This window comes from Pseudomonas sp. PME37.24/025, from assembly GCF_055556615.1.
This window is the reverse complement of sequence record NZ_JBVHNK010000005.1, coordinates 1-20,986: the sequence shown is the minus strand read 5'-3', so window position 1 is coordinate 20,986 and position 20,986 is coordinate 1. Positions and strand designations below refer to the sequence as shown.

Here is a 20,986-nt window from a genome sequence, read left to right as displayed (position 1 = left end):
GATATCGCGCCTGAAAAGATTCGGTTAATTGCGAAGTAATCGAGCTGTTGCACTGACAAAAACCAGCAGAACAATCAGGCAGCCCAGTGCGAATGACAAGGTGCTTAGATGGGCAACCGCCCCAATAAATACGGGACCTATCAGAATTCCTGCGTAGCCCATTGAGATGACAGCGGGGATGGCTACCGCCTGTGGCATACGTTGCTGCCGGCCTACAGCGGTAAAGATCACTGGGACAATGTTCGAGCAGCCAGCCCCGACCAGGGCGTAGCCGATCAGGGACGCGGGCCAGCCATCGATTCCAAGTGAAACGAACATGCCTGCGGCTGCGCAGAGCCCGCCTAGTGCAACTACGCGCACGCCGCCTAGTTTGCTGACGATGGCGTCCCCTGTCAGACGGCCCACTGTCATTGCAGCGGCGAAGGATGCATAGCCCAATCCGGCGATGCTCGGCTCTAACCCTCGGTTCGAGACAAGGAAGACCGCGCTCCAGTCAAGCATTGCACCTTCAGTGAGGAATACGATGAAACAGAGCGTCCCTAAAAACAGCACGATACCCCTGGGCACCGCGAACAATGGCCCACCCCGTTCAGTGCCATAAGTCAGCAAAGCAGGTGCAGCCTTGTAAAGTGATCCCAAAACCGTGGCAACGATGCAGAGCACAGCCATCAGTGGATCCAGGCCGAAGGTCAGTAAAGCGGTCATCGCCCCGGCGCCCAATATACCTCCGACGCTGTAAAGGCCATGGAAGCCAGACTGAAGTGCCTGCCCGCTGTTCTTCTCGACGATGACGGACTGTATGTTCATGGCGCAATCAAGCATGCCCATGCTGGCGCCGAAGATAATGACAGCAATCACCAGGCCAGGCAGCCACACCACGGTGCTCAAAAGCACAAGAACGGCACACAGTGCAATAGTTGCCCAGATGACGACCGGTCGGCACCCATAGTGCGCAGTGAGATATCCAGCAAAGGGCATGGCTACAATAGATCCACCGCCAAGGCCGAGAAGCAGCAACCCCAAGCCACCATCGTCCAAACCGACACGTGCCTTTACCAATGGCACCAGAGGTGCCCAAGCGGACATGAGTAAGCCCGCGATGAGGAAGGCAATGCGTGTAGACATCCGTTCGCTGTAGTTAGCCGTCGGTATTAACACTGACGATGGAGCATTCATAATTCTCGGTAATCCTTATCGATGATGTTGTCCGGCTTAGACCTGGCGGATTTCTTTGGTTTTTTGCGTGCTTGCGTTTCGGAAAACTAACGCCTGCGCTCATACGTCGCTCTATAACTACTCGGCGCTACGCCGAAGAAGTCACGAAAGCGCATATGGAAGTTGGCGAAACTACAGAAGCCGGTCGCAATCGCGATATCGGTGATCGGTCGATTGCTCTGCAAAATAAGCTGTCGCGCTCGAGTCAAGCGCAGCTCAAGGTAATAACGTGTGGGCGTGGCGCCCACGAAACGACAGAAGCGACGCTCCAATTGTCGTCGGGAAATGTTCACACACTCAGCCAGTTCATCGATCGATAACGGCTCTTCGATGTTCTTTTGCATCAGCTCTAAAGCGAGCTTTAGGGTTTGTGGCAAGGTGGGGTCAGAGTCAACGATGACAGTCGATATCCCAGAAACTTCAGAGCTCTGATCGCAACTGAGTATTTCCTCGACAGCATGGGTAAGTGACACCCCTTGTTTAGCGGTGATGAGCTCCAGCATCATTCGTAGCGAGCTGCTGGCGCCGGCGCACGTGATACGGTTTTTGTCTATTACGTGAGTTCGACAAGAGACCAGGACTTTGGGGAAAACATCCTCCATCATTGCTCGCCCATCTGGGTGGAAGGCGCACTCGACACCGTCCATTAGCTGAGCTTCCGCCAGGAAAAATGCACCGTTCCACAATCCCCCCATGGTCGCGCCGAGAGAGGCGACGTTACGTAGCTTGCGCCGTAATAGCGGGTCGCTGATAAGTTTGACCCGTAAACCACCGGCGACGATGAGAACGTCGATACGATCCGGAAGTTGTGATAGCTCCAGGTCTGCTGAAATCGCAATTCCCAGATCGCTCATTACCAGGCGGCTCTTGATGCCGGCAGTCAACACCTCAAACGCTGGTGTCTCGCTAATCAGGTTTGCGGTCACCAGCGCATCGATAGCGCCGGTGAATGACATCATCGAGAAATTGTTTAAAAGCACGAAAGCTACACGAGTCACCGCTTGTGGCTTCAGTGGTTTCTCGGCCGTATAGGAGTACCCCATATTCTTGTCTTTAAGCACGCTCTCGAATACGAATGGCATAAATCCTCTTTGACACCTGAACGAATAGCTAAAAAACCGCTGCGCAATCTAGACAGCGCTTTTTGGAGCGGACAGCAGCAAATCAAAGAATGATTGGCAATCGTCACAGAGAGGCAGTGCTTCAATATTGTTCTTGATGGCATTGCTGAGCGTAATGCCCAAGCTGTCATCAGCCAGTAAATGGTATTTAGCGGTGAGTTCGTCACTCGACATGGGATTACCGGGGTCGCCCTTGGCTGTCGCAGTTGGACTGGTAAGGCGTGTGCCGTCTTTCAGGGTAACGGTCACGCGAGAGAGAATTTCCTCCGGGAATCTGGCGGACAGGTCAGGCGCCTCATGAAGGGTTATTTTTTCGCTGATGCTTAAAATGTCTGGCGAATGAATGGAATCCCCGGTGACTTCGTCAGGACCCAGCTTTGCGCGAACGATCAAAGCAGCGAGTGGGAACGCTAGCGCATACTGGGCCTCGTCCGCATTCTTCGGGAAATGCCCCTGCAAGCACACAGACTCGTGGAATGTCTCGACATCTATGGCTTCGATCAACTCAGCAGTGATGACTGGATGCGCTCGCATCAAATCGGTCATGGCTGTGAGTGCCGGTTGCGCCCAGCGACATACCGGCCACGGTTTGAAATATTGCTCATCGATCTCCCAGCGGGTTCCGATGTCCTGCCAGAAAGTTGAAATCTCCAAAGGTTCAACAGTGGCGGCTGGAGCGCCAGTGACACCTGTCTGTGCCATCAGTAGTGCGTTCAGTCCGGCATACGCTCCGGCGCCATGGGCATCACGCAACATCGTAGGAAAGCTCACCAGGCGCATCATCGGGCACCTCGGGCCAAAATATTCCGCGATACCCAGCGCGTGACGAAACGTCGTTTCGTCCAGTTTCAGCAGACGGGCTCCCGCACAAACGACCCCGATTCCGGAAAATGCACCTGAGGCATGATATTCCGGGGCAGTGGCCATTAATGCCTGGCCTGCACGCAATGCCGTCTCATAACCAATGCACAGTGCGCTGAGGAACTCCTCGCCGCTGATGTCTTTGCCTTGACTGCGATACGCGTCTACCAATGCAACAATGGCCGGGACAACGGTTGCACCCGCATGCCCTTTGGATGTGAAGTGACCTTCATGTGCATCCAGACTATCTACGCTGAAACCGCCTGCATACGCGGCGCCCAATGGATGTACGGCTCTGCCGTCGAACCAAAGGCGGCTGGACAGTTTATTGGCAGAGTAGTGGGCGTCAGCGTAAGTTTTGAGCATAACGCTGGTTTGATTGTTGCGGGCTCCGGCGGCCACGCCAATGATGTCGAGCAGGCAAGTTTTAACCAACTCGCGTGTATGCAGGGGCGCGTCCTTGTAACTGAAATTCTGGACGAATGAATACAACTGCATTTCATGATTCCTGAATAATGAACGCCGAAACGGATAAAAAGTTGCCCGGGGCAGGGCAACCTTTTATGCAGATTTAAATGAAGGGACTATTTTTTTGCGGTGGCTGTATTAGCCGCGGCTCGTGCGTCTGCCAGCCAGCTGTCGTATTTCGCACGATGGGCCGCAATCCATTCTTTGGCGTGACGAGTAATGTCAGCTGCACTTTTTTCACCATTGTGCATCTTGAGATTTTGCGCGCTTTCATCGTCGGTAGTGATCTGCATTTCAGACAGGAACTTCACCGCAGCCGGATTTTTCTCGGCGAACTCTTTATTGATAACCGCTCTGACACTGTCTACCGCGAAGCCAAGGTTTTTACCATTGAAAGTCGTGTTGGTATCGTTTTTGCCACCTGGAAGATCCGTACGCGGCACGGTCAACCACACAACATCTTTACCTTCGACCAGAACACCGGAGATCCACTGAGGTACCCAGGTGTAATAGAGAATCGGCTTACCTTGTTTATAACGAGCGATGGTGTCCGCCATCAATGCAAAGTAGGAGCCCTGGTTATTTGTGACGGTTTTTTCCAGGCCATAGGCTTTCATATGGTGGGCAATGATCAGCTCACAGCCCCAACCGGGGTTGCAACCTGTCAGGTCGGCTTTACCGTCGCCATTACTATCGAACAGCTTGGCAATTTCTGGCTTTTTCAAATCATCGATATTGGTGATGTGGTGTTCATCGGCCGTTTTTTTGTCAATCATGTAGCCCTGCAACACGCCCGGCATGATAGCGCCGGTTTTCACCATCGTCTCATCGCCGCCGGCCTTCTCGTAGAAAGATTTGTGCAGCTCCTCCCACAGATGTACCGAGAAATCAGCGTCACCATTGGAAATCGCTACCATCATGGTGGAGTACTCGGTTTCCTTGGGTGTCTCAACGTCGTAGCCCAATTCCTTGAGACCCGCCATTGCAATCTCTCCGCGGAATCGCTCTTCGGCGATTGACGGAAAGATCGGGGTGATTGATACCCCTTTTCCGGGCTCCTGCGTCGTTGCAGCCGATGCGAACACAGGTGATACCGCTAAAACTAAAAGCGCCACAGAATGAATGAATTTCTGTTTTATTCCGAATGTTGTGAAGTTCATTATCGTTTACCTTGGCTTGGTTAAGATGTTGGCAGTTCTTTTGATTCCCGACACGCCGCTAGGCGGGTTAACTTTCTTTGGGACTAACTTCTATTTTTGTAACTGTGTTTTTTCTCTTCAGGCGATAAATGACACCCGCCGGGCCGGTCTGATACCAATGCTCACCTTTGGTTGCCCTGTTACTGCGTTCGCCCATTGCCTGAGTCAACCGGTCGAGGAAAATCGCCAGCAATACCAGGCCCAAACCACCGACGGTTGCCAAGCCCATATCAAGGCGGCCAATCCCGCGAAGTACCATCATCCCCAACCCGCCAACCGAAATCATTGACGCGATCACCACCATGGAAAGCGACAACATTAACGCCTGATTCAGACCCGCCATGATTGTCGGTGCAGCTAAAGGAAGTTGAACTCGCCTCAGCATCTGGCGTGGGGTACATCCGAAAGCCCGGGCGGCCTCAACCTTATCTTCCGGCACTTGGCGAATTCCCAAATTAGTGAGTCTGACGAGTGGGGCTACCGAAAAGATGATCGTGACCAGTACACCCGGTACGTTGCCGATACCGAACAGCATCACGACGGGTACCAGATAAACAAATGCAGGCAGTGTTTGCATGGCGTCGAGTACCGGACGCAGGAGCATCTCCAGTCGGTCACTACGGGCACACAGGACACCCAGCGGTATGCCAATAACTGCGCAGAAAAACAGTGAAGTGAGCACCAGGGCGAGGGTAATCATGGCGTCATTCCACACACCGATCACGCCTAATAAAGTGAGAGTAACGAAGCAAAGGATACCTATTTTTCTCCCTCCTACCTGCCAGCCAAAGAGCGTCGCGATGATAATGAATATTGACGGAGGAATAGCCAGCAATCCGTACTGAATACCATTAAGTACCTGGTCGATAGGCCATCTTATCGAGCGAAATATCTCGCGGAAATTATGGACCATATAATTCAGGGCAACTTCTACCCATTGCCCCAAAGGGACGTTGATGGATTGAAACGGGTCTAAAAAACTGAATTCGTTCATGCTAATCACCTGAATGTCCGAGCCTGGCAAGCCAGCGAGTAGAGCCTATTAGTGACGGCTCATTGTCTGGAGCAGTAGGCTCTTGGATATCGTGCCTTTGAACACACCCTGGCGATCCAGCACGGCAACCGGATTAACTGCATCCGCAACGATGTGAAAGACGTCCTGAAGGAGTACATCGTCGCGCAGCGTAGGCGTGGATTGATCCATGGCGTACGGGTGCTCTGCGCAGATTTTGGCAACATCACCAGCCTTGAGGATCTTCGAGGCATCAAAACCTTTGAAGAACGCTTTGACGTAATCGTTCGCGGGGTTGCAAAGCAGCTCTTGCGGGGTACCGATCTGTACTACCCGGCCACCTTCCATGATCGCAATGCGATGGCCGATGCGAATCGCCTCGTCAATGTCATGGGAGATGAAGATGATGGTGCGATGCTGTTCTGCCTGCAGGCGGATCAGCTCGCCCTGCATTTCGTGGCGGATCAACGGGTCAAGTGCCGAGAAGGCTTCGTCCATCAGCAGGATGGCGGGGTCGTTGGCCAGCGCTCGGGCCAGGCCTACCCGCTGCTGCATACCGCCGGACAGTTGGTGCGGATAGCTGTAGGCGTGGCCATCGAGCCCCACCTGTTTAAGTGCCTCGAGTGCACGTTTATGCCGTTCACTTTCCTCGACACCCGAGATTTCCAGGCCGAAAGCAACGTTGTCGATAACACTCATGTGGGGCATCAGGGCAAACGACTGAAACACCATGCTCATGTCTTTGCGACGAACGCTGAGAAGATCGGCGTCCGACAGACCAGTGATTTCTTGTCCGTTCAGATGGATCGTTCCGGAGGTTGGCTCGATCAGTCGATTGAACAACCGGACCATCGTCGACTTCCCTGAACCGGAAAGCCCCATGATGACGAAAATCTCTCCACGTTTTACGGAGAAACTGGCATCAAAAACGCCAACGACTTGACCGGTTTTGCTGAAAATTTCACTTTTATCAGCACCGCGAGCCAGCATCTCCATCGCGAGCTTTGGCTGAGTACCAAAGACTTTGTAAATGTTTTTTACCGAGAGTATCTCGTCACCAAGACTCATAACCCCTCCTGCTGCAAATACGACGTAAGATCAAGAGTTTAGATATACGTATCTTAATCAGTTAAGACGGTGCTTATGGGGGCAGTCAAGCTGGGAGAAAGGTTGGGAGTTAGTCATTGTGACCATCCTCTTTATTATGTGATGTTTATTATTCTTGTTTTTTTCGGCGCTGAATTAATCAGTTCCTTGAGACCCAAGTTATTACCTTATAGAGTCAGCGTCTAACAACATTTCTTCCGGCCAATCAATAACGTCATGTTATCAATTAATTAGTCGTATCAATTTACGACTGCGACAGTGCTGGTTGCGAAGGCAACTGCCGCTGGCCCTGTCTTAGACCCTCTGTTTCAGCTACGCTCCAGCCTAGGCTCTAGGTGGAAACCCTCTTGCCGATCTCGTCCCTAACGGCCCTCCAAAGGGCCCCGAACCGGATATTCAATACTCTAGGTTATGGTTAAGCACATCGATCCAGACATGACGCTGCTGAAAATGCCGTCTCTGAAAGCAGTAAAGTCATTCGTAGCCGCCGCCAAATATCAGAGCTTTACGCGTGCGGCTGAAGCGCTGTGCGTTACTCAAGCGGCAATTAGCCGTCAGATTCGGGAACTTGAGGCGTACCTTGGGGTGGATCTCTTCAAGAGGGTAGGACGAGCAGTCGAGTTGACGGAAGCCGGATCCATCTTTTTTGATGCTGCACAGATTTCTTTCGTCAACATTTCCCAGGCGGCAGAGCGCATTCGCACCAACAATGCAGGCAAGCGCACGTTGACACTTTGCTGTTCTCCCGCGTTTTCAGCCCTCTGGCTCGCAGCGAAGCTGCCGGGTTTTTTTACCAAGAACGCAGACATCGACCTTAATCTGGTAACCACTCAAAATTTCTTGTCGATGGAACCTGGGGTAACACCGGACATCTTCATCACCAAAATGGCCAGGGTTCAGGATGGCTACCGCAGTTATCCGTTGTTTCATGACGTCATCTACCCGGTGTGCACGCCTCGTTACAAAGAGGAGCACCCTGAACTGTCCAGCCTGGAAGGCATACGCGACGGGGTTTTGCTAAACCTCAGTCCCTATGGCAGATCCCAGGTAGCGGAGCACGTTGACTGGGGCGTTTGGCTGGCTTATCACGATGTTGATATCGAGAAACGCCCCCACGACAGCCCTCACGTTTTCAACGCGAACGACTACAACCTGGTGATTAGCATGGTGTTAACCCACCAAGGCGTAGCGCTGGGATGGAATCACTTGGTTGCAAACCTGATCGAAAACGGCACGTTGATTCGGCCGATCGAAGAGGAAGTGGTTCTCCATGAAAGTCAGCACTATCTGACATTTCGAGAAGACCGGATCAATGACGACGCCTGTTGCCGGCTACGCGACTGGATTCTCGCCCAGTTTTCCTGAGCTGTTTAGAAGATAGGAGTACTGACTGAGCAGTGACTCGGGCTGCGAGGAGGGGAGAGGTTTGGGTGTGCCGGTGGTGATCATTCGTGGTTCTCACCACCGGCAGTTTTGCACTCAGCCGACAGACCTTAACGGGATCGTGTCATTGAGCTGCTCAAGCATCGTTTTGCAGTACCAATCATCAAACTGGCACACGCCAATTTCGCTGGCCACCGATAACGGGCCTGGCTCGTAAGCGGGAGAGTTAACCCCTACCTGCGCACCTTCCACCAAGGTGCGGTCTTGGTCATTGGTTGCAAGCCAAACCTTCGTCAGACGCTCGATATCGTAATCGACACCTTCCTGTGCTGCTTTATTAACGATCCACTTCGTCGTGACCAGTGTCTCATTCGGGCCGATAGGCAGTACGCGGAAGCTCAACGCGTGATCGCCCAGAAAGTGGTTCCAGGTCGATGGGTAGTTGAAATAAAGCAGAGCACCGATGTTCGCTTCACCGGTTGTGTCCAACCGGCCTGATACCGCAGGCTTGCCATCCATTGTGTAGCTGACGGCCCCTGAAAACAGTGGGATGCGCGTCATTCGGAAGCGACCATCCTCGTCCATGACCAATCGGCTAGGCAAGCCTGCCGCTTCGCAGCGGTCCCAATGCTCTTTGAGTTCGAGATCCTCATCACCGCCCGCGCCGCCCACTGATGGGTTGTCCACAAATGAGTGCATCAACTCCGGGTGAGTGCAGTCGCAGTGGTAGCACTCGCGGTTGTTCTCGAAAACCAGTTTCCAGTTGCCTTTCTCGATGATGTTCGACTCAAAGGCGACTTTGCAGTCATCCAGGTTATGAGGCGCAACGAAAGGGGTGACGGAATTTCTGAATGAAGAAAAGTCAGGGGCGACGTCAGCGACACACACATAGATGTAGGTTTCGACGACCTCACAATGCACGGGTTTCAAACCATGCTGAGACTTGTCGAAATCGTCCCCCATGTTCCCTGCGAAAAGCAGCTTGCCATCCAGCTCAAATGTCCATTTGTGGTAAGGGCACACCAGCTTGGCGACCTTGCCGCTTGCTTCCGGGCATACCTTGGAGCCGCGATGGCGGCAGGAGTTGTGGAATGCCCGAATCTGTTTATCTGCGCCGCGGACGATCGCGACGGGGTAGTCGCCGACTTGCAGCGACAGGTACTGACCCGACTTCTCCAGCTCAAATGTGTGCCCTGCGAAGATCCAGCTTTTGTGCCAGATCTGTTCCAGATCCTGCCTGTAAACATCTGGGTCGCTGTAGAGGGCACCTGGCAGCGCATGGTCAGGCTTGCGCTGCGCAACAAGATTTGAAACTGCCGATTTAGTGCTCACGGTCAACACACTCCAAAATACCAAAGGGACGACAAAAGACCATTGTTTGCATCAATCTCGATATTGGGTAACGCCATTTCGCCGGTAAAATATCGCTGTTGTAAAGACTACGTCTGCAATCGCACCTCAACAAGAAACTTTTACGCTTATCAATGCATAAACAAATGTTATCGATTGATGACTCGGCGTTAAGCGAGTGTTCGTAACTAATTGAATCTAAATGGAAAATTATTTTCACTCCTGCGCGCTATATCGCTTTAAAGATGTAGGTGTGAGGAATACACGCTATTGACCACTCTATTGCCCCATGCCAGTCTGGATTCAATTCATGACGCTTTTATTGAAGCCATTGAACGGCGTGATGAAAGTGCCGTAGTTGATCTGGTGTTTGAGCATTGGGAACTGTTCCGTGAAAACATGGAGATTTTTATCGTGCCTCAAGGCATTAAAGCTGACGCGCTAGTTGACCTTCCACCTAACTCGCATTCGGAGCATTTATCTTGAAATTTGAAGGTATTTATACGCCAGCAGTAACTCCTTATAACTCTGATGGGGAGATTGACTGGAATGTGTACTCGGAAGTTTTGGAGTCGCTGATTGAGGCGAAGGTGCACGGCATTATTATCGGTGGGTCGACCGGTGAGTATTATGCGCAGACTTCGGAAGAACGCACCGAGTTGGCGGCCTACGCCAAAGATGTGATCGGCACTCGGGTGCAACTGATCGTCAGCACCGGGGCGATTCGCACCGAAGATGCGGTTCAGTACGCCAAGGATGCCAAATCGATCAAAGCGGACGCCATTCTCGTCACGTCCCCACCTTACGCGTTGCCAACCTCGCAGGAAAACGCGATTCACGCGCTCACTATCGATCGCGCAGCGGACTTGCCGATCATGCTTTACAACTATCCGGGGCGCATGTGCGTTTCGATGGATGAAGAATATTTCACGCGTGTCAGCCAATCGAAAAACGTCATCGCCATCAAGGAAAGTTCCGGCGACATGGGCCAGGTGCATATGCTGGCCCGGCAGTTTCCCAACATCGCCTTGTCCTGCGGATGGGACGACCAGGCCCTCGAATTCTTTGCCTGGGGCGCCAGAAGCTGGGTGTGTGCAGGGTCCAACTTCCTGCCCAAGGAACACGTAGCGCTCTATGAAGCTTGCGTGATCGAAAAGAACTTCGACAAAGGCCGTCAAATCATGTCGGCGATGATGCCGCTGATGAATGCCCTGGATGGCGGCAAGTTCGTGCAGTCGATCAAGTACGGTTGCGAAGTTGCCGGACTGAAAGTAGGGGATGTGCGCTTGCCGCTTCAGCCACTTGAAGCAGAAGAAAAGCAAAGCCTTGAATCGGTCATCGCCGAACTGAAACGCAACGTAGCCAACATTACTTCGGGAGCCAGCCATGGGTGATCTTCTGAGCAAGGCCGAGTATGCCGCTCTGGCCAAAGATATTTCGTTGCCATCCAAGGCGTTCATCAATGGCGCGTTCAAGCCCGCGATCTCTGGCAAAACGTTCGCCACGAACAATCCGTCGACGGGTGAGTTTTTGACTAACGTTGCTGCCTGTTCATCCGAGGATGTCGACTTTGCGGTGAGTAACGCCAAGGAGGCTTTCGAGGATGGACGCTGGAGATCGATTTCTCCCAGGGAGCGCAAAGCTGTTCTGCAGAAGTTTGCGAACCTGCTTGAAAGTCATCAATACGAACTGGCCGTCCTCGAAAGCCTCGACAGCGGCAAGCCTGTGAGTGAGTGTCAGCTGGTCGATGTGCCGGACACGATCCACACCTTGCGCTGGCACGCGGAACTGATCGACAAGATTTATGACAACACCGCCCCAGTGGGCAGCGACGCGCTGACGATGGTAGTTCGGGAGCCGATCGGCGTGGTGGGCTGCGTATTGCCCTGGAACTTCCCGCTGCTGATGCTGGCCTGGAAAATCGGCCCGGCGCTCGCCGCAGGATGCTCGGTCATCGTCAAACCTGCTGAACAAACGTCGCTGACCACGTTGCGCGTTGCTCAGCTGGCGTTTGAAGCCGGTATACCCGCTGGTGTACTGAACATTGTGACCGGCACGGGCAAAGAGGTCGGTGAGCCGATTGGCTTGCACAATGACGTCGACATGGTGAGCTTCACCGGTTCCACCGCGACCGGCCGCCGCTTCCTGCATTACGCAGCCGATTCGAACCTGAAACGCATCGTCCTTGAGTGCGGCGGGAAAAATCCTGCGGTGGTGATGGACGATGCCCAGGATTTGGATCTCGTCGCTCAGCATGTCGTCAATGGCGCGTTCTGGAATATGGGCGAAAACTGCTCCGCGACTTCACGTCTGATCGTCCATGCGTCGGTCAAAGACGAGCTGCTGGAGCGCATGGGTGCCTACATCCGCGAATGGAAGATGGGCGACCCACTTGATCCGGAAAACCGCGTAGGGTCGCTGGTCAGCCCTGAGCATTTCGCAAAAGTGAAGTCGTACCTTGAGCACGCCACCGCCGGGAAGCTTGAAGTGGTTTACGGTGGCGCGACCAAAGACGGTGCCTTCGTAGAACCTACCGTGATTGACGGTGTCGGGCGAGACAACCGGCTGTTCCAGGAAGAGATCTTCGGCCCGATTCTTTCGGTGACCACCTTCAATACGATCTCCGAAGCCATTGCGCTGGCCAATGACACGGTGTACGGCCTGGCGGCCTCTGTTTATACCGGCAGCCTGCGTCGGGCGATCAAATTGTCGCGAGAAATCCGCGCCGGCATCGTCACCGTGAACTGCTTTGGCGAGGGCGATGCGTCGACGCCTTTCGGCGGCTACAAGGAATCAGGGTTCGGCGGTCGGGACAAATCCATTTTTGCTCACGACCAGTACACCGAAATCAAAACCATCTGGATCGATGTGTCTGATCGGTCGGATGAAGAGACCGAAAAATGAGTACCCATACCATCAAGCGTCTGCCGGTAGACACCGGGGTTTCAGGTTGGGAGGCGATTTCCACACGCACTGCGCCTGTCCGCATGCTTGATGGAAACGTGACGGCGGATTGGCTGATTATCGGTGCCGGTTTTGCCGGCCTTTCCGCCGCTCGCAGACTTTCACAGTTACACCCTGGTGACAGCATTGTCGTGGTCGATGCTCATGAAGTCGCCAAGGGGCCGGCAGGCAGAAACTCTGGCTTCATGATCGATGTGCCGCACAGTCTGTCGTCCGGGGAGTATTCCGTGGCGAGTGAGTCTGCAACGGCGCTGGAAATCACGCAAAATCGTTTTGCGATCGATTTCGCTGCACAAGCGGCACGCGAGTACGGCATGTCCGCAGACACCTTCGATCCTTCAGGGAAGATCAACGCTGCCGCCACTGAGCGGGGATTGAAGCTGAACGTCAATTACGCCAAATCCCTTGAGCGCATTGGCGAAAAGTTCGAGATGTTGGGTGCAGCGCAAATGCGCGAAATCACCGGGTCCACCTATTACCACGGTGGGATCTATACCCCCGGCGCAGTGTTGATTCAACCTGCGCAATACATCAGAGACCTGGCAGCGGGGCTGGAAGGGGAAATCACTCTCTATGAGCGCTCTCCCATTATCGAGTTGTCCAGGCAGGGTAGCAGTTGGACTGCTCGGTCTCATAACGGGGTGGTGCGCGCACCCAAGGTCATTCTGGCGGTCAACGGCCACATTGAAGACTTCGGTCATTATCAAGGACGCCTGCTGCACGTGTTTACCTACGCCTCCATGACGGCTGCGTACAGAGAAGATGAATTCAGGAAGGATGTACCGGGCAAAGCCAGGTGGGCATTGTTGCCGGCGGATCCAATGGGAGCGACTGTTCGCAAGATTTCTTCAGACGGTCTCTCACGTATCGTCATCCGGACAAAGTTCACCTATGACCCGAGTATTCAGGTCACCCCGGAGCGTGTAGCTGCGGTTGCCAAAGAACAGCGACATTCCCTGGATGCACGCTTTCCCGAATTGAAATCCACTGCGTTGGAGTTCAGCTGGGCCGGCCGTCTGTGTTTGAGTCGTAACAGCGCCGCTGCATTTGGCGAGATCGAAGAAAACCTGTATTCGGCTTGCTGCGAAAATGGGTTGGGGACAGTCAAGAGCACCTTGGCAGGTGTAATGGCGGCGGAATTGGCTTCGGGTATACGTTCTGATTTTCTGGATAGTCTCAGTCACGCACCAGGACCCAGCAGGCTACCCCCCAAGATAATAACGAAGCTGGGCGTCAGTTCGGTCATTCGTTGGCATGAATTTTGGGCCGGGCGAGAAGGTTAACAAGTTTAAGTTGTCGGCTTTTCCTATTAAGGCCGTTTAATAAGTTACTAATAAGAACGGAACAATCCATGAAGAATATTTGGAAGGCATTCTGCGCGCTCGCGCTTGTAGGCATGATGAGTTTGCAGGCACAGGCAGAAGAAAAAAACATCGTAATGGGGACCATGTCTTGGGAGGATTTGGTGCCCATTACCGGTATAACCAAGAAGGTACTTGAGAACGCTGGGTATACCGTAAAAGTGGTGGAGTTTTCCGAGTGGGGTATCGCCTATGCTGCACTCAGCAAAGGGGATATTCAGGTATTGGCCTCCCAGATTGATTACGCCGCCGCCGATTATTGGAAAAAGAACAAGAACAAAATCGAGAAGCTGTCACCGGTCTCCTTTGGTCTGTATCAGGGCATGGCAGTACCCAGTTACGTGGACATCGACTCCATTGAACAGCTGAACGCAAACGCGGACAAGTTGGGTGACAGAATCATCGGCATCGAGCCTGGTTCGGGTTTGATGAGTGACGCGAACAACGTGGTCAAAGCGTACGACATCAAGCTCAAGCTGGTGGAAGGCAGTACCTCCGCAATGACCGCGGCTTTAAAGTCGGCAGTCGACCGCAAGGAATGGGTGGCGGTAACCGTTTGGGATCCTTCGTGGATGACCAAGAAGTTTGATCTCAAATTCCTGAAAGATCCAAAAGGGGTCTTCCCGCCATTGCAGGGTTATTACTGGATCGGACACAAAGGCTTCGCTGAAGCCAATCCGCGTGCGCGTGAATTGATGGCCAGTGTTTATGTACCCATCACGGACATCACCGCGATGAATGCTGAAGTCAAGGATGGCAAGACCATGGACGAGGCTATCAAGGGCTGGATTGATAGCCATACAGATCTTGTAAACCGTTGGGGAAATATCAAGAACTATTAAGTTTTGTTTGTTTGCCACTGCCGCCCTTTGATTAATTAAAAAACCAGCAAACAACTGGTTCGATGGATTGCGAAATGACAATGGCCACAATTAATACTGACGAAGTGCTGGTGGATTGCCAGTCGGTTTGGAAAATCTTCGGTAAAAGTGCACCGGCAGCCATGGATGCGGTTGTCCAGCAGGGGCTTTCAAAGACCCAGATCCTGCAAAACTACGGCTGCGTGGTCGGGGTTTCCGATGTCAGTCTCCAGGTTCGCCGGGGGGAAATCTTTTGTATCATGGGTTTGTCCGGCAGTGGCAAATCCACCCTTATAAGGCTGCTGAACAAGCTGATCACCCCTAGCTCGGGGAAAGTGCTGGTCAAAGGCAAGGATGTTTCATCCTTGTCGCCGGCACAACTGCGGGAGGTGAGGGCGCGTCACATCGGTATGGTCTTTCAAAGCGTTGCCTTGCTGCCTAACCGTACGGTTCTTGAGAACACCGCGTTTGGCCTGGAAGTGCAAGGCGTGGGCAAGGCTGAGCGTTACAAAGTGGCCGAGCAGGCGCTGGCGAAGGTCGGATTGAGCGAGTGGACTTCGCGCTATCCGAGCGAGCTGTCCGGGGGCATGCAGCAACGGGTCGGACTGGCACGTGCACTGACAGCCGATCCAGAAGTCATTTTGATGGATGAGCCTTTCAGCGCACTTGATCCGCTGATTCGCCGACAGTTGCAAGATGAGTTCCGCCAGCTGACCAAGGAGTTGGGCAAGTCCGCGGTGTTTATTACACACGACCTGGACGAGGCCATCCGCATCGGTGACCGCATTGCGATCATGAAGGATGGCGCCATCATTCAGGTCGGCACCGCCGAGGAGATCGTGCTCAATCCGGCTGACGATTACGTGGCGGAATTTGTCGCCGGCATTTCCCGACTGCATCTGGTGAAGGCTCACTCGGTCATGACGTCGGTCCAGGCCTACAAGGCAGCACACCCGACGTGCGAAATCTCCAGGCTCAGCAAAACCTCGCTTGACGCCGACATCAATGAACTTATCGGATTGACGATGAAGTCCGAGCGCGACGCACTTGCGGTCGTCGATAAAGGAACAGTGGTGGGGGTTATTACCCCCCGTGATCTACTGCGGGGCGTGCAAGGTATTCCCAATGAATTGGCGCCCGTAACAGCTGCCAATGCGATGGAGGCGTTCGCATGAGCACGCCGGACTTCTCCAGTCAGTTTGATGCATCCATTGATACAGGGCTGGAATGGCTTTCGGATAATGGCGAGTTCGTGTTCGATGCCTTCAATGCGGTGCTGAACGGCATTTACCAAGGCGTCCTGTGGTGTATCGCTTATCCACCGCATTACGTCGTAGCGATTGTCATGGCGTTGATTGGCTGGCGAGTTGTTGGCGTCCGCTTCGCGATTCTCTCAGGTCTGGCATTGTTGCTTTGCGACATCATCGGTTTGTGGCCAGAAACAGTCAGTACGCTTGCATTGGTGCTCACCGCTACCGTGTTGGCACTGGCTGTCGCCATTCCGCTGGGAGTCGTCGCGGGTCTGGCGCCGGCCTTTGATCGTGTAGTTGATCCTTGTCTGGATTTGATCCAGACGATGCCGCCCTACATCTACCTGCTACCGGCCATTGCGCTGCTCGGCTATGGCCCCGCCACGGCGCTGTTGGCGACTTTTATCGTCGCGCTTCCCCCTGCTCTACGACTGACATCCCTGGGTATTCGCATGACGCCCAAGGAGTTCATCGAGTTGGGAGACGCCAGCGGCGTGACTGGAATGCAGATGTTTTTCAAGATCCGCTTACCGTTCGCCATGCCCAGCATCATGGCCGGTGTTAACCAAAGCCTGATGATGGCATTTGGCATGGTCGTCATTGCCGGCATTGTAGGTTCGGGCGGTTTGGGCGAGGCGATTTACGGGTCCGTTCGTACATTGGATATCGCCAAGTCGATCAACGCAGCCATCGCTATCGTCATTCTGACCATGATTCTGGATCGTCTGGCGCAGAGCGCTGCACAGACGCGGGTGGGAGCCTCTCAATGACAACGCACATTCAATTTTCTCCAGGCGATTACCTGGCGCCTGCCGTTGATTGGCTGAACACGAATTTACATGGCTTGTTCAAAGGGATCAGTCAGGTCGTTGAGGCGGTACTCGGTGCAGTGGAGGGAGCGCTGCTTGCTCCCCATCCGTATTTATTCATCGGTATTGTCGTCGTTGCGGCGTTCTTTTTTGCCAATAAGCGGGTCGCTGTTTTCGCCGCGGTGATGTTGGCTTTCTGTTTGTTCGCGGGCCTTTGGGTTGCGTCCATCCAGACGATCGCGCTCGTCAGTGTGGCCGTCCTGATCTCGGTGTCCATCGCTTTCCCGCTGGGGGTTCTGGCTGCCCGGGTGAAGCGTGTCGATGAAGCGTTGCTGCCGATTCTGAACATCATGCAAACGGTGCCACCCTGGGTTTACCTGATCCCCGCCGTGATGTTGTTCAGTTTGGGACGGGTGCCCGCGATCATCGCAACGATTGTTTACGGCATCCCGCCGATGCTCAGATTGACGACCCTGGCCTTCAAACAGCTTCCCAAGGATCTCCTTGAACTGGGCCAGGCATCCGGTGCTTCACCTAAAGACATTCTGTTCAAAATTGAACTGCCGACTGCCGCACCCACGCTGTTGGTAGGCCTGAACCAATGCATCCTCATGTCGTTGGCAATGGTGGTGTTGGCAGGTCTGGTGGGGGCGGGCGGTCTGGGGGCTGAAGTGACCCGTGGCCTCTCCAGGATGGAGATGGGCTTGGGGCTTCGAGCGGGCCTGGCCATTGTCGCTATTGCGCTGCTGTTGGATCGACTGTCACGGGGCGCGTTGCAGCGTCACTCCCCCAGCAAACTCCTTTGAAAGGGCATCAGCATGAGACGCAGCTTTTTTTGCATTGATTCGCACGCGTGTGGCAACCCGGTTCGGGTTGTAGCGGGCGGAGCACCGCTGATGCCCTCCGTATCGATGGCAGAGCGACGCGATATTTTTGTGCGTGACCACGACTGGGTACGCACCGCACTGATGTTCGAGCCTCGGGGGCACGACATCATGTCCGGCGTCATTATCTATCCATCGGTACGTGATGACTGCGACTTCGGTGCGTTGTTTATTGAAGTCAGCGGCTGCCTGCCGATGTGTGGAGCAGGCACGATCGGGTTATCGACCGTGGTCATTGAAGAGGGCTTGGTGACACCTCGCGAGGCGGGAAAACTCGGCATTGAAACACCGGCAGGACGTGTCGATGTCGAATACACCCTGGGCGGCGAATTTGTTGAGTCGATTCGCTTGTTCAATGTCGCCAGCTACCTGCACAGCGCTGATGTGGTGGTGGAAGTTCCTGGTGTCGGAACATTTACGGTGGACATCGCCTACGGCGGGAATTTCTACGCGGTGGTCGAACCACAGGAATGTTGGACTGGACTAGAAGGGCAGACGACGGCCGACATCGTGGGATTGAGCCAGAAACTGCGCGCAGCGCTCTCGGACATTTGTGACCCTGTGCATCCGGAGAACAGCAGAATCCGTGGTGTTCACCACATTATCTGGTGTGACAAACCACAAAGCAGAACCGTGCATGGCCGCTGTGCAGTGTTCTACGGTGATAAAGCGATTGATCGTTCTCCCGGTGGTACCGGTACCTCGGCCCGGATGGCTCAGCTCTTTGGAAAGGGACGACTGAACGTCGGCGATATTTATCGACTTGAAAGTCTGATCGGTACGATCTACGAAGGAAAGGTTGAGGCGTCGGTGAAAGTCGGAAGCTTCGACGGCATGAAGCCAAGTGTCAGCGGCTGGGCTGAGGTGATAGGCCATAACACCATTTTCGTAGATGACAAAGACCCTCTGGCTCACGGATTCCAGCTCGCATAAACAGCTTGGTCATGGCGTCGGCGGTTGATTCTTCGGCGGCGAGGACTCAACCGTGATTTGTATAAGGTCTGCGTTCGTTAGAGTAAAGAAGCGAGGCGTAAAGTGATCGAGCGACGAGATTTCAGCGGGTGCATGAAGGGTAAAAACCTCCGTTATCTGGGGGAGATTCGGGTAGCGCCGACGTCTCATGCGCGGGCCGGTTTTTTACTGCTCGAGCACTTCTCGCTGCCTGCATTTACGCAAGCGCTCGATACGATTGTCACAGCCAACCTTTTGCATCCCACATCGTTTTCTTCACGAACCTTCGGGTTGCAAGACGGTGAGGTCACCAGCGACCTTGGCCTGGTCATTCGGCCTGATGCGCGTCTGGAGGTCGCAGCACTTAAAGACCTCAATTTGTTGGTCATATGCGGCGGCTACCGCACGGAACTCAAAGTTAATCACGAGCTGATCAGCCTCCTCAAAACAGCATCAGAGCTTGGTATCACACTGGCCGGGCTGTGGAATGGGGCGTGGTTTTTGGGCGTGTCAGGTTTGCTGGAAGGGTATCGTTGTGCGATTCATCCCGAGCACCGACCCGCGCTCGCAGAAATTTCAAAAGTCACGCATGTCACCAGCGAAGCATTTGTCGTGGATCGAGACCGGCTCACGGCTTCAAGTCCAGCGGGTGCTTTTCACATGGCCCTGGAGTGGATCAAGGGGCTGCACGGCAAGGCACTCGTCGAGGGCATCGAGGATATTCTTTCTTTCGAAGAGTCGCGGTATCGGCGCATCAAACCGACGCAGAACATCTCGTTGAGCGCCCCCCTTAAAGAGGTGGTCAAGCTGATGGACGCCAACCTTGAAGAGCCGCTGCAAATGGAACAACTGGCGGCCTATGCCGGACGTTCCCGTCGACAAATAGAGCGTTTGTTCAAAGAACAACTGGGTAGCACACCGCAACGGTATTACCTGGAATTACGCATTACCGAAGCACGGCGATTGCTTCAGCACACAGAGCTGTCTCAGGTTGATGTGCTGGTCGCATGCGGCTTTGTTTCACCGAGCCATTTCAGCAAATGCTACAGCTCGTATTTTGGTTACCGGCCTTCGAGAGAAACGCGGCTGGTGAAGTAAAGAACGCCTGTTCACACGCTAAGGAGGAGGGCATGACCGAAGTGCGATTGAAGAACGATCAAACAAAAAACACGGCGTACTTAACTACGCCCACCGTTGCCGCTGGTCCTGGGGTCGCAAGGCCCCAACTCGGGATTTTCCTGTGCCTGCTCTCAATGCTTATCTTTGCGAGCCAGGACGGAATAACCAAGGTACTTGTCAAAGACTTCCCGGTTGCCCAACTGGTCATGGTGCGCTATTGGGTGTTTGTCATTTTTGCCCTCGGATATGCCGCCTACCAAGGTAGTGTCAAGGAACAGTTCCGGAGCAAGCACCCTTGGCTCCAAATCATTCGAGCGTTGTTAGCCGTGGGTGAAATAGTACTGTTCGGAGTCGGGCTGCGTTATTTAGGCCTGGCTGAAATGCACGCTCTCTATGCGGTGTTCCCTTTGATGACCTTGGCATTGGCGGGATGGCTGCTAGGAGAGTTTGTCGGGCTACGACGTTGGGTAGCGGCTGCCATAGGGTTTGCCGGCACACTGATCATCCTCCGACCAGGCGCGGGCGTCTTTGAACTCGCGGCGCTGATTCCCCTGCTGTCTGCTTTGGGGTTCGCAGCGTTCAATGTACTGACGCGCCGGATTAGCCAGCACGATTCCTTTGCGACGAACATGCTTTTTATGGCAAGTGTGGGTGCCCTGACGATCACATTTGTGGGGCTGCCCGCATGGGTTTCTCCGACTCCGGTCCAGGGCCTCTTGATGGGGATCCTGTCATTGACGGGAGTAGTCGCTCAGATACTGCTTATTCAAGCTCTGAAATATGCGACCGCATCTACCTTGCAGCCTTTCAACTATGCGCTTCTGGTGTTCGCCACGTTGATTGGTGTGATCGTTTTTTCCGAGCGCCCTGATACCTGGGTGGTTGTCGGAGCCACGTTGGTGATTATCGGTGGGCTGTATGCGATTAAAGCAAAGGTGTGAACGTACCTGAGTGTATGAAGTAATCAATGTGTGGTTGGTTTCCTGGATGAGCACGGTGTCTAGTCCTGAAATAGGTTTACACCTGTTTCAGTCTCAAAACGCCCGATGCACCGCATCGGGCGTTTTGTATT

18 protein-coding genes and 1 pseudogene are annotated in these 20,986 nt (G+C 53.8%); 12 read left to right on the top strand and 7 right to left on the bottom strand.

Translation table 11 applies throughout. From position 1 onward, the window contains the following. Positions 1-24: 24 nt before the first annotated feature. From ACZ3HH_RS10560 to ACZ3HH_RS10535, 6 genes are all read right to left on the bottom strand, one after another. On the bottom strand, positions 25-1,176 hold the full coding sequence (locus ACZ3HH_RS10560; RefSeq protein WP_465804378.1) for an MFS transporter: 1,152 nt from the start codon (positions 1,174-1,176) through the stop codon (positions 25-27). An 86-nt stretch (positions 1,177-1,262) separates the two neighbouring features. Next, a complete protein-coding gene (locus tag ACZ3HH_RS10555; protein WP_465804376.1) occupies positions 1,263-2,297 on the bottom strand; it encodes a GlxA family transcriptional regulator in 1,035 nt (344 codons plus the stop codon). A 48-nt stretch (positions 2,298-2,345) separates the two neighbouring features. Next, positions 2,346-3,695 carry an MmgE/PrpD family protein gene (locus tag ACZ3HH_RS10550; RefSeq protein WP_465804374.1) on the bottom strand — a complete coding sequence of 450 codons (1,350 nt, stop codon included), beginning with the start codon at positions 3,693-3,695 and terminating at the stop codon, positions 2,346-2,348. A gap of 86 nt (positions 3,696-3,781) precedes the next feature. After that, complete coding sequence (proX, locus tag ACZ3HH_RS10545) at positions 3,782-4,825, bottom strand: glycine betaine/L-proline ABC transporter substrate-binding protein ProX (RefSeq protein ID WP_465804372.1); 1,044 nt, start codon at positions 4,823-4,825, stop codon at positions 3,782-3,784. Positions 4,826-4,892: 67 nt separating this feature from the next. Then, positions 4,893-5,858, bottom strand: a complete 966-nt coding sequence (gene proW, locus ACZ3HH_RS10540) for a glycine betaine/L-proline ABC transporter permease ProW (protein WP_056741621.1) — start codon at positions 5,856-5,858, stop codon at positions 4,893-4,895. 48 nt (positions 5,859-5,906) lie between these two features. After that, on the bottom strand, positions 5,907-6,944 hold the full coding sequence (locus ACZ3HH_RS10535; RefSeq protein ID WP_465804370.1) for a quaternary amine ABC transporter ATP-binding protein: 1,038 nt from the start codon (positions 6,942-6,944) through the stop codon (positions 5,907-5,909). A 450-nt stretch (positions 6,945-7,394) separates the two neighbouring features. Here ACZ3HH_RS10535 and ACZ3HH_RS10530 point away from each other — a divergent pair, with 450 nt between their 5' ends. Next, positions 7,395-8,348 carry a LysR family transcriptional regulator gene (locus tag ACZ3HH_RS10530; protein ID WP_465804368.1) on the top strand — a complete coding sequence of 318 codons (954 nt, stop codon included), beginning with the start codon at positions 7,395-7,397 and terminating at the stop codon, positions 8,346-8,348. Positions 8,349-8,462: 114 nt separating this feature from the next. Here ACZ3HH_RS10530 and ACZ3HH_RS10525 read toward each other — a convergent pair whose 3' ends face one another. Then, positions 8,463-9,698, bottom strand: a complete 1,236-nt coding sequence (locus ACZ3HH_RS10525) for an aromatic ring-hydroxylating oxygenase subunit alpha (RefSeq protein ID WP_465804366.1) — start codon at positions 9,696-9,698, stop codon at positions 8,463-8,465. Between the two features lie 327 nt (positions 9,699-10,025). Between ACZ3HH_RS10525 and ACZ3HH_RS10520 the strand changes: the two are divergent. The 11 genes and pseudogenes from ACZ3HH_RS10520 to ACZ3HH_RS10470 form a co-directional block, all read left to right on the top strand. Beyond that, positions 10,026-10,202: pseudogene (locus ACZ3HH_RS10520) on the top strand (GntR family transcriptional regulator); the annotation flags it as partial. Continuing rightward, positions 10,199-11,110: a dihydrodipicolinate synthase family protein gene (locus ACZ3HH_RS10515; RefSeq protein ID WP_465804362.1), complete on the top strand. Its 912-nt coding sequence runs from the start codon at positions 10,199-10,201 to the stop codon at positions 11,108-11,110. The pseudogene ACZ3HH_RS10520 and the gene ACZ3HH_RS10515, both read left to right, overlap by 4 nt. Next, positions 11,103-12,620, top strand: coding sequence for an aldehyde dehydrogenase (locus tag ACZ3HH_RS10510; protein WP_465804360.1), 1,518 nt, complete (start codon positions 11,103-11,105; stop codon positions 12,618-12,620). Before ACZ3HH_RS10515 ends, ACZ3HH_RS10510 begins: the two co-directional genes overlap by 8 nt. Further along, positions 12,617-13,963 carry an NAD(P)/FAD-dependent oxidoreductase gene (locus ACZ3HH_RS10505; protein WP_465804358.1) on the top strand — a complete coding sequence of 449 codons (1,347 nt, stop codon included), beginning with the start codon at positions 12,617-12,619 and terminating at the stop codon, positions 13,961-13,963. The genes ACZ3HH_RS10510 and ACZ3HH_RS10505 overlap by 4 nt, the downstream gene beginning before the upstream one ends. A gap of 68 nt (positions 13,964-14,031) precedes the next feature. Continuing rightward, entirely contained in the window at positions 14,032-14,883 is an 852-nt protein-coding gene (locus ACZ3HH_RS10500) for a glycine betaine ABC transporter substrate-binding protein (protein WP_465804356.1), read from the top strand. A 74-nt stretch (positions 14,884-14,957) separates the two neighbouring features. Beyond that, positions 14,958-16,076 carry a quaternary amine ABC transporter ATP-binding protein gene (locus ACZ3HH_RS10495; RefSeq protein ID WP_465804821.1) on the top strand — a complete coding sequence of 373 codons (1,119 nt, stop codon included), beginning with the start codon at positions 14,958-14,960 and terminating at the stop codon, positions 16,074-16,076. After that, positions 16,073-16,921 (top strand): ABC transporter permease, encoded by an 849-nt coding sequence (locus ACZ3HH_RS10490; protein WP_465804354.1) that lies wholly within the window; start codon positions 16,073-16,075, stop codon positions 16,919-16,921. Before ACZ3HH_RS10495 ends, ACZ3HH_RS10490 begins: the two co-directional genes overlap by 4 nt. Further along, a complete protein-coding gene (locus ACZ3HH_RS10485; RefSeq protein ID WP_460146033.1) occupies positions 16,918-17,766 on the top strand; it encodes an ABC transporter permease in 849 nt (282 codons plus the stop codon). The genes ACZ3HH_RS10490 and ACZ3HH_RS10485 overlap by 4 nt, the downstream gene beginning before the upstream one ends. A 12-nt stretch (positions 17,767-17,778) precedes the next feature. Beyond that, a complete protein-coding gene (locus tag ACZ3HH_RS10480) occupies positions 17,779-18,777 on the top strand; it encodes a 4-hydroxyproline epimerase (protein WP_465804352.1) in 999 nt (332 codons plus the stop codon). Positions 18,778-18,879: 102 nt separating this feature from the next. Further along, entirely contained in the window at positions 18,880-19,893 is a 1,014-nt protein-coding gene (locus ACZ3HH_RS10475; RefSeq protein ID WP_465804350.1) for a GlxA family transcriptional regulator, read from the top strand. Between the two features lie 32 nt (positions 19,894-19,925). Next, on the top strand, positions 19,926-20,855 hold the full coding sequence (locus ACZ3HH_RS10470; RefSeq protein WP_465804348.1) for a DMT family transporter: 930 nt from the start codon (positions 19,926-19,928) through the stop codon (positions 20,853-20,855). The last annotated feature ends 131 nt before the right edge of the window (positions 20,856-20,986 follow it).